The organism is Paraburkholderia adhaesiva (assembly GCF_021390575.1).
GTDB classification, from domain to species: Bacteria; Pseudomonadota; Gammaproteobacteria; order Burkholderiales; family Burkholderiaceae; genus Paraburkholderia; species Paraburkholderia adhaesiva.
Map to the genome: position 1 here is coordinate 1,477,390 of NZ_JAJEJQ010000001.1, position 13,744 is coordinate 1,491,133.

General features: G+C 65.0%; 10 protein-coding genes. 4 read left to right on the top strand and 6 right to left on the bottom strand.

Annotated elements, in window-relative coordinates; all coding sequences use genetic code 11:
• The first annotated feature begins 113 nt into the window (after positions 1-113).
• The gene (locus L0U80_RS06640; RefSeq protein WP_233863173.1) at positions 114-602 is read left to right on the top strand and encodes a glutathione peroxidase; all 489 of its coding nucleotides are present in this window, start codon (positions 114-116) and stop codon (positions 600-602) included.
• Between the two features lie 6 nt (positions 603-608).
• On the opposite strand, the gene cls is transcribed toward L0U80_RS06640, so the two are convergent.
• The 6 genes from cls to dapC form a co-directional block, all read right to left on the bottom strand.
• Entirely contained in the window at positions 609-2,048 is a 1,440-nt protein-coding gene (gene cls, locus L0U80_RS06645; protein ID WP_233863174.1) for a cardiolipin synthase, read from the bottom strand.
• Between the two features lie 280 nt (positions 2,049-2,328).
• Positions 2,329-3,225 (bottom strand): 50S ribosomal protein L3 N(5)-glutamine methyltransferase, encoded by an 897-nt coding sequence (gene prmB / locus L0U80_RS06650; RefSeq protein ID WP_233863175.1) that lies wholly within the window; start codon positions 3,223-3,225, stop codon positions 2,329-2,331.
• Between the two features lie 23 nt (positions 3,226-3,248).
• Positions 3,249-4,388 (bottom strand): succinyl-diaminopimelate desuccinylase, encoded by a 1,140-nt coding sequence (dapE, locus tag L0U80_RS06655; protein WP_233863176.1) that lies wholly within the window; start codon positions 4,386-4,388, stop codon positions 3,249-3,251.
• Between the two features lie 143 nt (positions 4,389-4,531).
• Positions 4,532-4,897: an ArsC family reductase gene (locus L0U80_RS06660; protein WP_233863177.1), complete on the bottom strand. Its 366-nt coding sequence runs from the start codon at positions 4,895-4,897 to the stop codon at positions 4,532-4,534.
• A complete protein-coding gene (gene dapD / locus L0U80_RS06665) occupies positions 4,897-5,724 on the bottom strand; it encodes a 2,3,4,5-tetrahydropyridine-2,6-dicarboxylate N-succinyltransferase (RefSeq protein WP_233863178.1) in 828 nt (275 codons plus the stop codon). The genes L0U80_RS06660 and dapD overlap by 1 nt, the downstream gene beginning before the upstream one ends.
• 60 nt (positions 5,725-5,784) lie before the next feature.
• Complete coding sequence (gene dapC, locus L0U80_RS06670; RefSeq protein WP_373322186.1) at positions 5,785-7,005, bottom strand: succinyldiaminopimelate transaminase; 1,221 nt, start codon at positions 7,003-7,005, stop codon at positions 5,785-5,787.
• Positions 7,006-7,371: 366 nt separating this feature from the next.
• Here dapC and L0U80_RS06675 point away from each other — a divergent pair, with 366 nt between their 5' ends.
• The 3 genes from L0U80_RS06675 (at position 7,372) to L0U80_RS06685 (ending at position 13,456) form a co-directional block, all read left to right on the top strand.
• Entirely contained in the window at positions 7,372-8,391 is a 1,020-nt protein-coding gene (locus L0U80_RS06675; RefSeq protein ID WP_233863179.1) for a DMT family transporter, read from the top strand.
• A gap of 160 nt (positions 8,392-8,551) precedes the next feature.
• The gene (gene smc, locus L0U80_RS06680; protein ID WP_233863180.1) at positions 8,552-12,070 is read left to right on the top strand and encodes a chromosome segregation protein SMC; all 3,519 of its coding nucleotides are present in this window, start codon (positions 8,552-8,554) and stop codon (positions 12,068-12,070) included.
• A gap of 126 nt (positions 12,071-12,196) precedes the next feature.
• Positions 12,197-13,456, top strand: a complete 1,260-nt coding sequence (locus L0U80_RS06685; protein ID WP_233863181.1) for a cell division protein ZipA C-terminal FtsZ-binding domain-containing protein — start codon at positions 12,197-12,199, stop codon at positions 13,454-13,456.
• Positions 13,457-13,744: the final 288 nt, after the last annotated feature.

The following is a 13,744-nucleotide window of genomic DNA, read 5'->3' on the forward strand; positions in this document are numbered from 1 at the left end:
GGAAAAAACGCTATTTTACCTGGGTGGCCTGTGTGCCGGCATTCGCCGTTCGGCCAGGGTGCGTCGCGCGGCGTTTCTCACGTAGACTGGTGCTTTCCACGGGGAGAGCACAGGTGACCAAGTCCATTTATTCGTTTTCGGCTGAGCCGCTTGGCACAGGCAGTCCGGTGAGCCTCGAACGCTATGCCGGCAAGGTGCTGCTTGTCGTGAACACGGCGAGCGAGTGCGGGTTCACGCCACAGTACGCAGGGTTGCAGAAGCTCTACGACGATTACGCCACGCGTGGACTCGAGGTGCTCGGCTTTCCATGCAACCAGTTCGGCAAACAGGAACCGGGCGACGCGTCGCAGATCGGTGGTTTTTGCGAGAAGAATTTTGGCGTCACGTTTCCGATGTTCAACAAGATCGACGTGAAGGGGGCGGACGCCCATCCGCTCTATCGCTGGCTTACCGAAGAGGCGCCAGGCATCCTTGGGCTCGCGGCGATCAAGTGGAACTTCACGAAGTTTCTCGTCGACCGCGACGGCAACGTGGTGAAGCGCTACGCACCAGCCACGAAGCCCGAAGCCATTGCTGCGGACATCGAAAAGTTGCTCGGATAAGGCACGCTAGAGGATAGGGGCGAAGAGGCGGGCGACGCGCATCGCGACCTTGCGCCAGGCGTGCGAGTCACGGTATTCGCTGCGATCGATCTCGACTGATTGCGCGAAATCGCGCAGAAGCATGGATTCGACTTCGCCTGCGAAGCCGCGGTGCACCGTGAGCACCATGATTTCGAAGTTCAGGCGGAACGAGCGGTTGTCGAGGTTCGCGCTACCGATAGCTGCGGCTACGTCGTCGATCAGCACGACCTTCTGGTGCAGGAAGCCCGGCTGGTAGCGGAAGATGCGAATGCCCGCGCGGATCGCATCGAATGCATACAGTGTCGAGGCCTCGAACACGACGTAGTGATCACGGCGCGCCGGAATCATGATGCGTACGTCCACGCCACGTAGCACCGCGAGGCGCAGCGCCGAGAAAACCGCTTCGTCGGGCACGAGATAGGGCGTTGTGATCCACAGGCGACGCCGCGCGGCGTTGATCGCCTCGACGAAGAAGAGCGAACACGTCTCCTGGCGGTCCGCGGGGCCGGTCGGCATCGCGAGGCAGAACATGTTGTCGTCGCGTGGCGCGACCTGCGGCGGCTCGCAGCCAGGCAGTTCCTGGGTCGCCCAGTACCAGTCCTCGGTGAACGCGAACTGGATGTTTGCGACCACCGGCCCGCGCACTTCGATGTGCGTGTCGCGCCATGGCGAGAGCGGTGGTTTTGCGCCGAGATATTCGACGCCCACGTTGTGGCCACCTACGAACGCGCACTCGCCATCGACGACGACGATCTTTCGGTGATTGCGGAAATTGAGCTGGAAGCGGTTGACGAAGCGGCGCGTCGTCGAGAACGGGTGCACCACCACGCCGCCTTCCTGCAGTTCTTCGACGTAGCTGGCGGGCAGATCGAAGGAGCCGATGCTGTCGTAGAGGAAGAACGCGCGCACGCCGCGCGCCACGCACTGGATGAGTGTGTCCTTCAGCAGGTCGCCGAGCGCGTCCGCGCGCACGATGAAAAATTGCACGATCACGTAGTGACGCGCTTGCTCGATGGCGTCGAATATTGCCGAGAACGTCGCCTCGCCGTTCACGAGCGTGCGCACCGAATTGCCCGGCACGATTGGCATGCCGCCTAGTTGGGCCATGGTCCGGATGACCCGCACGCCGAGTTCGTCGGCGGGCCATTCGCCTGTGGTGACGAGTTTGTCCCACTCGGGCGCGTGTGCCCGCGTGCGCAGGGTCTCGTTGCGCAGTCGCCGGGCGTCCGCGTAACCCTCGAACTTGCTGCGGCCGAGGAAGAGATAGGGGATCAGCGTGAGATAGGGCATCGTCGCGAGCGACACGGCCCAGGCGATCGCGCCCTGCGAGGTGCGGGTATTGAGGATGGCGTGACACGCCGCCGCGAGTCCAAGGACATGGATGATCGCGAGCAGGGTGCCGAGATGTAACCAGTCGAATTGCATAGAGGCGCGGGACGCTTCTGGTGCCGGAAGACGTCGTAGCGCGGTTGCCGGAAAGCAACCATCTTACCTAACCCTGCCGCCTCGCGGCTATTGGTCTGGCCCCGAGGTGTGTCGAGCGTCACGTTCAGGCGCGACGGTGGGAGCCGCGGGCGGTCGCGAGGCGGTTGTGGCGCGGCTGTAAAGCGCAGCGCGGCTGACGTCTGTCGCGTGACCGGTCAGCCGTTGTTGCGCGGCCCCCGCGTGGTGCCACGACGGGGCCGTCTCTGCCCGCGAAAGCCCCTTATACGGGCAGGTCCGCCGCCTGGATCAGGAACACCTGGTCGTCGCCGGCGCTCGTCGGGAGCCAGACGAGGTCCAGTCCGCCGAACGCTGCCTCGACGTTCTCACGCTCATTGCCGATCTCCACGACGAGTACGCCCTCGTCGGTGAGCCAGTTGCGCGCTTCCGAAAGGATGCGGCGCACGATGTCCATGCCGTCTGCACCGCCGGCGAGGGCCATCTCCGGTTCGTGGCGGTACTCGGGAGGCAGCGCCTGCATCGAATCGGCGTTCACGTACGGCGGATTCGTCAGGATGACGTCGTAACGGCGTTCGGGCAGCGGCGCGAACAGGTCACCTTCGAAGAGCGAGATACGTTCGTCGAGGCCGTGCTCGTGCACGTTGCGGCGAGCCACTTCGAGTGCTGGCGCCGAGAGGTCGACTGCATCGATATCGGCGTTCGGGAACGCGTGTGCCGCGAGGATCGCGAGGCTAGCCGAGCCCGTGCACAGTTCGAGTACTGCGCCGACGTGTTCCGGGTCTTCGACATACGGCTGCAGGCCGTCTTCGAGCAGTTCGCCGATGAACGAACGCGGCACGATCACGCGCTCGTCGACGTAGAAGCGCAGGCCGTGCATCCAGGCCTCGTTCGTGATGTAGGCAGCGGGCACGCGGTCGTTCACGCGGCGCTCGATTACGCCCAGCACGGCATCGACCTCATCGGACGCGAGTCGCGCGTCGAGGAAGGGATCGAGCAGATCGAGCGGCAGGTGCAGCGTGTGCAGGATCAGGTACGCGGCCTCGTCGTAGGCATTGGTCGTGCCGTGGCCGAACGCGAGTTGCGCGCCGGTGAAGCGCGTCACCGCGTAGCGCAGCAGGTCGCGAACGGTGGAAAAAGTGGTCGATAGAGGGTGCGTCATGTCTGGGGCTCCGGCGGGCGTGTTCAGGCGATCAGTTGCTCGAGCACGCGTCGATATACGTTCTTCAGAGGATCGATGTACTTCACTTCGATGTGCTCGTCGATCTTGTGGATGCTGCCGTTCGGCGGACCGAATTCCACGACCTGCTGGCACATGCGCGCGATAAAGCGTCCATCGGATGTTCCGCCGGTTGTCGATAGTTCGGTCGTAATGCCGGTTTCGTCCTGGATCGCCTTTTCGAGCGCGTTCGACAGTGCGCCGCGCGGCGTGAGGAACGGCAGGCCGCTCACGCTCCAGTGCAGATCGTATTCGAGACCGTGCTTGTCGAGGATCGCATGCACGCGCTGCTGCAGGCCTTCAACCGTGCTGGCGGTCGAAAAGCGGAAATTGAACTGCACGTCGGCGTGGCCCGGAATCACGTTGCTCGCGCCAGTGCCGCTGTGGAGGTTGGACACCTGCCACGTCGTAGGCGGGAAGTACTCGTTGCCGTCGTCCCATTTTTCGGCGACGAGTTCGGCGAGCGCGGGCGCAAGCAGATGCACGGGATTCTTCGCGAGATGCGGATACGCGATGTGCCCCTGCACGCCCTTGACGACCAGCGTGCCCGACATCGAGCCGCGGCGGCCATTCTTGACGCAGTCGCCGAGCGTGTTCGTCGAGGTCGGCTCGCCGACGATGCAGTAGTCCATTTTTTCGCCGCGCTGCTGCAGCGCTTCGACTACCTTCACCGTGCCGTCGGTCGCAGGGCCTTCTTCGTCGCTCGTGATGAGGAAGGCGATTGCGCCCTGATGCTGTGGATGCGCGGCGACGAACTCTTCGGTGGCCACGACGAATGCGGCGAGCGACGTCTTCATGTCGGCGGCGCCGCGGCCGTAGAGTTTGCCGTCGCGATGTGTCGGCTCGAAGGGCGGCGATTTCCACTGTTCGAGCGGGCCGGTCGGCACGACATCAGTGTGGCCCGCGAACGCGAGCAGCGGGCCATTGGCGCCGGCCGTGCCGCGCTTCGTAGCCCACAGGTTGGTCACGCCGTGCGATTCGATCGATTCGCACGTGAAGCCGAGCGCAGTGAGCCGTTCGGTCATGATGCGCTGGCAGTGCTGGTCGTCGGGCGTCACGGACGCGCGGGCGATCAGGGTTTCGGTAAGGGCGAGGGTGCCGGACATGGTGTGGGCCAATTCCAATAAAAATGCCGGCGCCGCTGGTTCGGACGGGCGCCGGCAACTGCTTGTCATGACTGCGTGCGCCCGACGTGATTCAAATCGGACGCACGGCGCGCACGCGGCGCTTCAGGCGAGGCCTGGCGTACTCAAGCGAAAAGCTCCGCGTACTGCTCGGCGGAAAAACCGAGCGTCTTCACGCGGCCGTTCACGACGATCACAGGCCGCTTGATGATCGACGGCTTGTGGATCATCAGCGCGATCGCGCCCGCGGTCGTGTCGGCTTCGGCCTTGTGCACGTCGGACAGGCCGCGCCAGGTCGTGCCGCGCTTGTTGATGAGCAGATCCAGCGACACGTCCTTGAGCCAGTCCTGGACGAGCGCATTCGATACACCCGCCTTCTTGAAGTCGTGGAACTCGAACTCGACGCCGTGCTCTTCGAGCCACACGCGGGCCTTTTTCACGCTGTCGCAGTTCGGGATGCCGTAGACGACTGTCTTCGCCGCCTTCGCCATCAGTCGCCTCGCAGCAGCTCGTTCAGGCCGACCTTGGCGCGCGTCTTCGCGTCGACCTTCTTGACGATCACGGCGCAGTAAAGGCTGTGCGAGCCGTCCTTCGAGGGCAGATTGCCCGCGACGACCACCGAGCCCGCCGGAATGCGGCCGTACGAAACTTCACCGGTTTCGCGATCGTAGATCTTGGTGCTCTGGCCGAGGTACACGCCCATCGAAATGACCGAGTTTTCCTCGACGATCACGCCTTCCACGACTTCCGAGCGAGCGCCGATGAAACAGTTGTCTTCGATGATGACGGGGTTGGCCTGCAGCGGCTCCAGCACGCCGCCGATGCCGACGCCGCCCGAGAGGTGCACGTTCTTGCCGATTTGCGCGCACGAACCGACCGTGGCCCACGTGTCGACCATCGTGCCTTCATCGACATACGCGCCGATGTTGGTGTACGACGGCATCAGCACGACATTCTTCGCGATGAACGAACCGCGGCGCGCGATGGCCGGCGGCACGACGCGGAAACCGCCCGCGGCGAAGTCTTCGGCGGTGTAGTTCGCGAACTTCGACGGGACCTTGTCGTAGAACTGGCTGTAGCCGCCGGCGGGCATCGGCACGTTGTCTTCCAGACGGAACGACAGCAGCACGGCCTTCTTCACCCACTGGTTGACGACCCAGTCGCCATCCTTCTTCTCGGCGCAGCGCAGCGCGCCACGGTCCAGTTCCGCAATCACGTGGGTGACGGCTTCGCGCACGTCGTTCGGCGCGGACTTCGCCGAGAAGTCTGCACGGTTTTCCCAGGCGGCGTCGATGATCTGCTGAAGTTGTTGCGACATGGTGATGGTTTCGTGTGAGTTCGGATAGGGAAAAGCGCTGCGGAGCGCAGCGCTTTGCGTTCAGGCGAGCGAGCGGCAGAAATCGACGATGCGTTGTGCGCCCTCGATACATTCCTCGACGTCGGCGACGAGCGCCATGCGGACGAAATTCTGGCCCGGATTCGCACCGTGCGCGGTGCGGGCCAGATAGGAGCCCGGCAGGACCGTCACATTATAGTCGGCGTAGAGGCGCTGGGCGAACGCGGTATCGGAGAGTCCGGTGCGCGAGACGTTCGCCCAGAGGTAGAACGCGGCGTCGGGCAGACGCACGTCCAGCACCTCGGCGAGCATCGGCGTAACCGTCGAAAATTTCTGCACGTACTTCGCGCGGTTCTCGCGCACGTGTTGCTCGTCGCCCCACGCGGCGATGCTGGCGGCCTGCCAGACCGGCGACATCGCCGAACCGTGGTAGGTGCGGTAGAGGAGGAAGCGCTTGAGGATCGCCGCGTCGCCGGCGACGAAGCCCGAGCGCATGCCCGGCACATTCGATCGCTTCGAGAGACTCGACAGCATCACGAGGCGTTCGAAACCGCGTCCGAGGCGGTGCGCCGCCTCGAGCCCGCCGAGCGGCGGCGACGCTTCGTCGAAATAAATCTCGGAGTAGCACTCATCCGAGGCGATGACGAAGCCGTAGCGGTCGGACAGCGCGAAGAGCTCGCGCCAGTCGTCGAGCGTGAGCACGGCGCCCGTCGGGTTGCCCGGCGAGCAGACGTAGAGCAACTGAGTGCGCGCCCAGACATCTTCGGGCACCTGTGAATAGTCGCAGGCGTAGTTGCGGGCCGGATCGCTGTTCACGAAGTACGGCTCGGCGCCCGCGAGCAGCGCCGCGCCCTCGTAGATCTGGTAGAACGGGTTCGGGCAGAGTACGATCGCGCGTCTGGCCGGATCCTTTACGCCCTCAGCCGGATCCACGACCGCCTGCGCAAGCGCGAACAGCGCCTCGCGCGAGCCCGAGACCGGCAGAACTTCCGTGTTCGCATCGATGCCAGGCAGCGCGTAGCGCGCCTTGACCCAACTCGCGACGGATTCGCGCAGCGCGGGGGTGCCCGCCGTTGCGGGATAGACCGAAAGGCCGTCGAGCGAGGCGATAACGGCGTCGCGGATCAGTGCAGGCGTGGGATGTTTCGGCTCGCCGATCCCCAGGCTGATGGGCCGCAGGCCGGCTTTCGGCGTGACGTCCTTGAAGAGGGCGCGCAGCTTTTCGAAGGGATAGGTCTGAAGGGTGTCGAGTAGCGGATTCACTTGGGCGTCGGACAGGCGAGAGCGAAAGACGGGCAGCAGGCGCACGGGGCTCGCATGCGGTGTGCCGCTGGCGCCGTTCTGCATTGGCGAAGCGCTGGCGCCAGACGAACATGCAACGTGCACGCGCCAGGCGGCTGCGAGCGCACGATTATAGCGTGGCGGCGCAGGCGCCGCGCCGCCGTACCGCGCGTTTGCGTGGCCGGCCTGGCCCGGAGCGGTGCGGTTCGCACGTTGATGCGGCGCGTCTCTGGCAAGGAAAGCATTCAAGCGGATTCGAAGGTTTAATGAGGGAGCAGTAATGCGGTTTTCGACTTATCAGGGGCGCATGAATTGCGACGCGAAGTGCGCGTTGTCGGGGGCCGGGCGATGAATCACAGCCAGCGGGCCGGATGGCCGACGCTCGCAATCATGCTCGGCGCGTCAGTGTGGGGCGCGGTCTGGTACCCGCTGCGGATGCTCGCGGCGCTAGGTGTGACGGGCACGGCCGCGAGCGCGGCGACGAGTGCCGCTGGGTGCGCCTTCGTACTGTTGCTGCGCCGTCGCTCGATTGCGACGCTGCGCTGGCACGGCGTCCTTCCGCTGCTTGGGCTGGCGGCGGGCGTGACCAATCTGGGCTTCGTCTGGGGTTCGATCCACGGCGAAGTGATGCGTGTGCTGCTGCTGTTCTATCTGACCCCTGCGTGGACCGCGCTTTTCGCGCATTTCATCCTCGGCGAGCGGCTGACCTGGTCGGGTGCGGCGCTGTCCGCGCTGTCGCTGGCCGGGGCGGTGCTGATGCTGTGGTCACCGACGCTCGGGGTGCCGCTGCCGGGCAATGCCGGCGAATGGGCGGGCCTCGCGGGCGGCATGGGGTTTGCGATGAGCAACGTGCTCGTGGTCAAAACGAGCCGCGTGCTGCCGGATATGAAGCCGGAAATGCGCACTGCAGTGATATTCGGCGGTGCGGCGCTGTTCAGCGCGTGCGCGGCGGCCTTTGAGCCGATGGCGGCCGCCCCCGCCGGACACCTGCTCACCCGTGCGGCGCTGCTCGTCCTGGCGCTCGGCCTCGTGCTCGCGTCGAACAACATGATCGTGCAGTACGGTCTCGCGCGCGTGCCGGCGAACCGCGCGTCAATCATCATGCTGTTCGAACTCGTTGTCACGGCGCTCACTTCGTGGCTTTTCGCGGGCGAGGTGCCGGGTCCGCGCGAATGGGCGGGCGGCGGCTGCATCGTGCTCGCATCGCTTTTGTCGAGCTGGGTGCACCGTACGCGCAGCGCGCCGGACCCGCGCGAGGACGACAACGCGGCCACGTGCGATGACATTGAGGACATCGACACCGACTGCAGTGGCGAAGCCGGTTCGAGCGCTCGTGGCCGCCGGAACGGCGCGCGTGCGATGGTATGATTGCCGCTAGTTCTCGCCGCGCAGCGCACGTGGATGTGCGCCGCACGGTGAGCCGTGGCGGCTGCCCAGTGCGCATTCCGCCGCCGGGCAATTTCGCCGGGGCGTGGCCTGCAGCACGGGCGGTCCCGTTCACTCTCCCTATTCAAACAGCGATATCGCCGTGCGTCTGACCTCGATTAAGCTCGCTGGCTTCAAATCATTCGTCGATCCCACGCATTTTCAGGTCCCGGGCCAGCTCGTTGGCGTGGTCGGGCCGAATGGCTGTGGCAAATCCAACATCATCGATGCAGTGCGCTGGGTGCTCGGTGAATCCCGCGCATCCGAGCTGCGCGGCGAATCGATGCAGGACGTCATCTTCAACGGTTCGACTGCGCGCAAACCAGGCAGCCGCGCGAGCGTCGAACTTGTGTTCGACAACGCGGACGGCCGTGCCGCTGGACAGTGGGGCCAGTATGCGGAGATTGCCGTCAAGCGCGTGCTGACGCGTGACGGGACGTCGAGCTACTACATCAACAACCTGCCCGCGCGCCGCCGCGATATCCAGGACATCTTTCTCGGCACGGGCCTCGGGCCCCGGGCCTACGCGATCATCGGTCAGGGCATGATCGCGCGCATCATCGAAGCGAAGCCTGAAGAACTGCGCGTGTTCCTCGAAGAAGCGGCGGGTGTTTCGAAATACAAGGAACGCCGCCGCGAGACGGAGAACCGTCTGCACGACACGCGTGAGAACCTCACGCGCGTCGAGGACATCGTGCGCGAGCTTTCGACGAACCTCGAGAAGCTCGAAGGCCAGGCCATCGTCGCGACGAAGTTCCGTGAACTGCAGGCGGATGGGGAGGAAAAGCAGCGCCTCCTGTGGCTGTTGCGCAAGAACGAGGCAGGAAGCGAGCAGGAGCGCCAGCAGCGTGCGATCGAACAGGCGCAGATCGATCTCGAGCGCCAGATGGCGCAACTGCGCGAGGTCGAGGCGCAGCTCGAGACGCTGCGCGTCGCGCACTACGCCGCGAGCGATGCGACGCAGGGTGCGCAGGGCGCGCTCTACGAGGCGAATGCCGAGGTGAGCCGCCTCGAAGCCGAGATCAAGTTCATCGTCGAGTCGCGCAATCGTGTGCAGGCGCAGATCGCCGCGCTTACTGCGCAACGCGAGCAGTGGCAGTCGCAGGCGCAGAAGTCGCAAGACGATATCGAGGAAGCCGAAGAGCAGTTGGCGATCGCGGAAGAAAAGGCCGCCGTGGCGGAAGAAGATGCGGCCGCCAAGCAGGAGGCGCTGCCCGCACTCGAAGGCCGCTGGCGCGATGCGCAGGGCGGCCTTAACGACGAGCGCGGGGCAATTGCGCAAACCGAACAGGCGTTGAAGCTTGAGGCAGCGCATCAGCGCAACGCCGACCAGATGCTGCAGCAACTGCAGCAGCGTCACGAGCGACTGAAGGCTGAAGCAGGCGGACTCGACGCACCGGACGAAGCGCAACTGGAAGAGTTGCGTATGCAACTGGCCGAGCAGGAGGAAATCCTGCGCGACGCGCAAGAGCGGTTGTCGGAGGCGCAGGACGCGCTGCCGCGCCTCGAAGGCGAACGCCGCGCCGCGCACGAGCGTGTGCAGGCCGAGAGCGCGCAGATTCACCAGCTCGAAGCACGCCTTGCGGCGCTCAAGCAGTTGCAGGAGAACGTGCAGACCGAAGGCAAGATCCAACCGTGGCTCGAGCGTCACGAGCTGGGTGCGCTGCCGCGTCTGTGGAAGAAGCTGCATGTCGAGGCGGGCTGGGAAACCGCACTAGAAGCGGCGCTGCGCGAGCGGCTCGCGGCGCTCGAGGTGTCGAACCTCGACTGGGTGAAGGCATTCGCCAGCGACGCGCCGCCCGCCAAGCTCGCGTTCTATGCACCGCCCGCAGCGGCTCAACCGGCGAGCGCGGCCGCAGGTCTCACATCGTTGCTGTCGCTCGTGCGAATCGACGATGCGGGTCTGCGCGCGGTGTTGTCCGAATGGCTTGGTTCGACATTCGTCGCAGCCGACCTTTCCGAAGCGCTCGCTCAACGCGCGCAGTTGCCGTCGGGCGGCACCTTCGTCGTGAAGGCTGGTCACATGGTGACGCGCGTGGGCGTACAGCTTTACGCGGCCGATTCCGAACAGGCCGGCATGCTCGCGCGTCAGCAGGAAATCGAGAACCTCACGCGCCAGGTGCGCGCGCAGGCACTGCTCGCCGATGATGCGCGTGCCGCAGCGATCCGCGCGGACGCCGTCCACACTCAGGCCGCGCAGGCGCTCACCGAAGTGCGCCAACAGGCCGAGCGCGCGACACAGCGCGTGCACGCGCTGCAGATGGATGTGCTGAAGCTGACCCAGGCGCACGAACGCTACACGGCACGCAGCACGCAGATTCGCGAGGAGCAGGGCGAGATCGCGGCGCAGATTGACGAGCAGCGCGCGTTGCGCGCGGAGTCGGAAGCAAATTTCGAGCGCCACGACGGCGAACTGGCTGAACTTCAGGCTCGCTTCGAGGACAACCAGCTGGCGTTTGAAGCGCTCGACGAAGAGCTGGGCGCAGCGCGCAATTCGGCCCGTGATCTCGAACGTGCCGCGGGCGATGCGCGCTTTGCTGCGCGCAACATGGCGAACCGCATCGAAGAACTGCGACGCAACATCCAGGTGGCACACGATCAAAGCGAGCGTGTCGCTGCGTCGCTGGAAGATGCGCGCGCCGAACTGGAAACGATCAACGAGCAGACCGCACATACGGGCCTGCAGGATGCCCTCGAGATCCGGACGCAGAAAGAGGCTTTGCTGCGCGTGGCGCGTGCCGAACTCGACGATCTCAGTGCGAAGCTGCGCCAGGCTGACGAGACACGCCTCACCGCGGAACGCGCGCTGCAGCCGTTGCGAGACCGCATCACGGAATTGCAGTTGAAGGAGCAGGCAGCGCGTCTGAACGGCGAGCAGTTCATCGAACAACTTCAGGCGGCAGGCGTTGACGAAGCGGCACTGCAGGCGAAGCTCACGCCGGACATGAAGCCGTCGTATCTGCAGGGCGAAGTCACGCGCATCAACAATGCGATCACGGCGCTCGGCCCGGTGAACATGGCCGCGCTCGACGAGCTCGCGGCAGCGAAGGAGCGCAAGACCTTCCTTGATGCACAGTCTGCCGACCTCACGAGCGCGATCGAAACGCTCGAGGACGCGATTCACAAGATCGATCAGGAAACGCGCACGCTGCTTCAAGGCACGTTCGACGAAGTGAACCACCATTTCGGCGAACTGTTCCCGCGTCTCTTCGGTGGCGGCCAGGCGAAGCTCATCATGACGGGCGACGAAATTCTCGATGCGGGCGTGCAGGTGATGGCGCAGCCGCCGGGTAAGAAGAATTCGACGATTCACCTGCTGTCCGGCGGCGAGAAGGCGCTCACGGCGACCGCCCTGGTGTTTGCGATGTTCCAGCTGAATCCGGCGCCGTTCTGTCTGCTGGACGAAGTGGACGCGCCGCTCGACGACGCGAACACCGAGCGCTTTGCGAACCTCGTGCGGGCGATGTCGGACAAGACGCAGTTCCTGTTCATTTCGCACAACAAGATTGCGATGGAGATGGCTCAGCAGCTTATCGGCGTGACGATGCAGGAGCAGGGCGTGTCCCGTATCGTCGCGGTCGACATGGAAACGGCGGCAGGTTTCGCACAAAATACGGTCTGAAGGTCGGTATGCGACACGCGACGGACGGCGCCGGACGTAAGGCCGCCGCCTCGTGCGTCGTGAATGCAACGCATGCGGGTCGCGCCGGTGGCGCACCGCTGGACAAGAATTGCTGATGGAGCATGCATGGACGAGTTGACTCTCGGGTTGATCGGCGCGGGTGCCGTGGTGGTCGGGGGCGTGGTGGCTTACAACGCGTGGCAGGGCGCCAGAGTGCGTCGGCGCATGCCGCGTCCAATGCCCGAGGAAGCCGCTGAAGCGCCGTTGCGCGACGATCTCGAAGAGCAGAGCCCATTCATTGAGCCGGTGCGCGCATCGTCGCGACGCGAGCCGTCGCTCGGGGACGGCGCTACCGATGATCGCGTCGAACCCGGCTTCGGCACGGCAGCGCCGCTCGATACACCGGCCGACATCCAGGCCGAAAACACGTCGCCGAATGGCTTCCTCACCACCGATCCCGAGCCCGGTTCGGCTGATACGGCGGGCACCGAGCCGGTGACCCAGCCCGAAGAGGCCGAACGTGTCGAGCCGGTCCTCCCGGCAGCAACCACGATTTCGTCGGCTCCTCCGGCGGTTGTCGATCGCCGGATCGATTGCATCGTGCCGATCCGCCTTACCGCACCGATGGCCGGTGAGCGCGTGATTCCGCTCGCCCAGCGCCTGCGTCGCGCCGGTAGCAAGCCCGTGCATATCGAAGGGAAGCCTGAAGGTGGTGACGGTTGGGAGCTGCTGCAAAACGGCGTGCGCTACGAAGAGCTGCGCGCTGCGGCCCAGCTCGCCAATCGCAGCGGTCCGCTCAACGAACTGGAGTTTTCGGAATTCGTGACGGGTGTTCAGCAGTTCGCTGACGCGCTCGATGCCGCACCCGAATTCCCGGACATGATCGAAACCGTTTCGATGGCGCGCGAACTCGACGGTTTCGCCGCGCAATGCGATGCGCAGCTTTCGATCAACGTGATGTCGGACGGCGCACCTTGGTCGGCGAATTATGTGCAGGCCGTGGCCGCGCAAGATGGGCTGCTGCTCTCGCGGGACGGCACGCGGTTCGTGAAGCTCGACGCGAAGCAAAGCCCGGTGTTTATGCTGCAGTTCGGCGACACCAACTTCCTGCGTGACGACCTCACGTATAAGGGCGGCCAGATGATCACCCTGATTCTCGACGTGCCGGTCGCCGACGAAGACATCCTGCCGTTTCGCCTCATGTGCGACTACGCCAGGTCGCTTGCTGAGCGAATCGGCGGCCGCGTGGTCGATGATCAGCGCAGGCCGTTGCCGGAATCGGTGCTTCAGTCCATCGACAAGCAGCTCATGACGCTCTACGCAAAGCTCGAGCAGGCCGGCATTCCGGCGGGCTCGCCTGCTACGCGGCGACTCTTTAGCCAGTAACGCGATCGGACCCGGCGCGGCTGTGTCTGGCCGCGCATCGCTCGACAGGCGGGCATGCGACGTGCGCGCGTTTGCACCAGGTGATGCCGGCCACGCGCCAGACAAAGCAGCTCGTAAATTCATGACGGTGACGCGTCCTGCGGGTTGCGGATGCGTTCACGGTCGCATTCTCGTCACGACGCTGTCAACGCGGCCGGGCCAACGTTGGCCGTTCGGCCAGGATCTGGCGGGGGCGGTGCGACGGCGCACGAATATGGCCATCCGGCCGATGCCACGCGCACTGCTTCC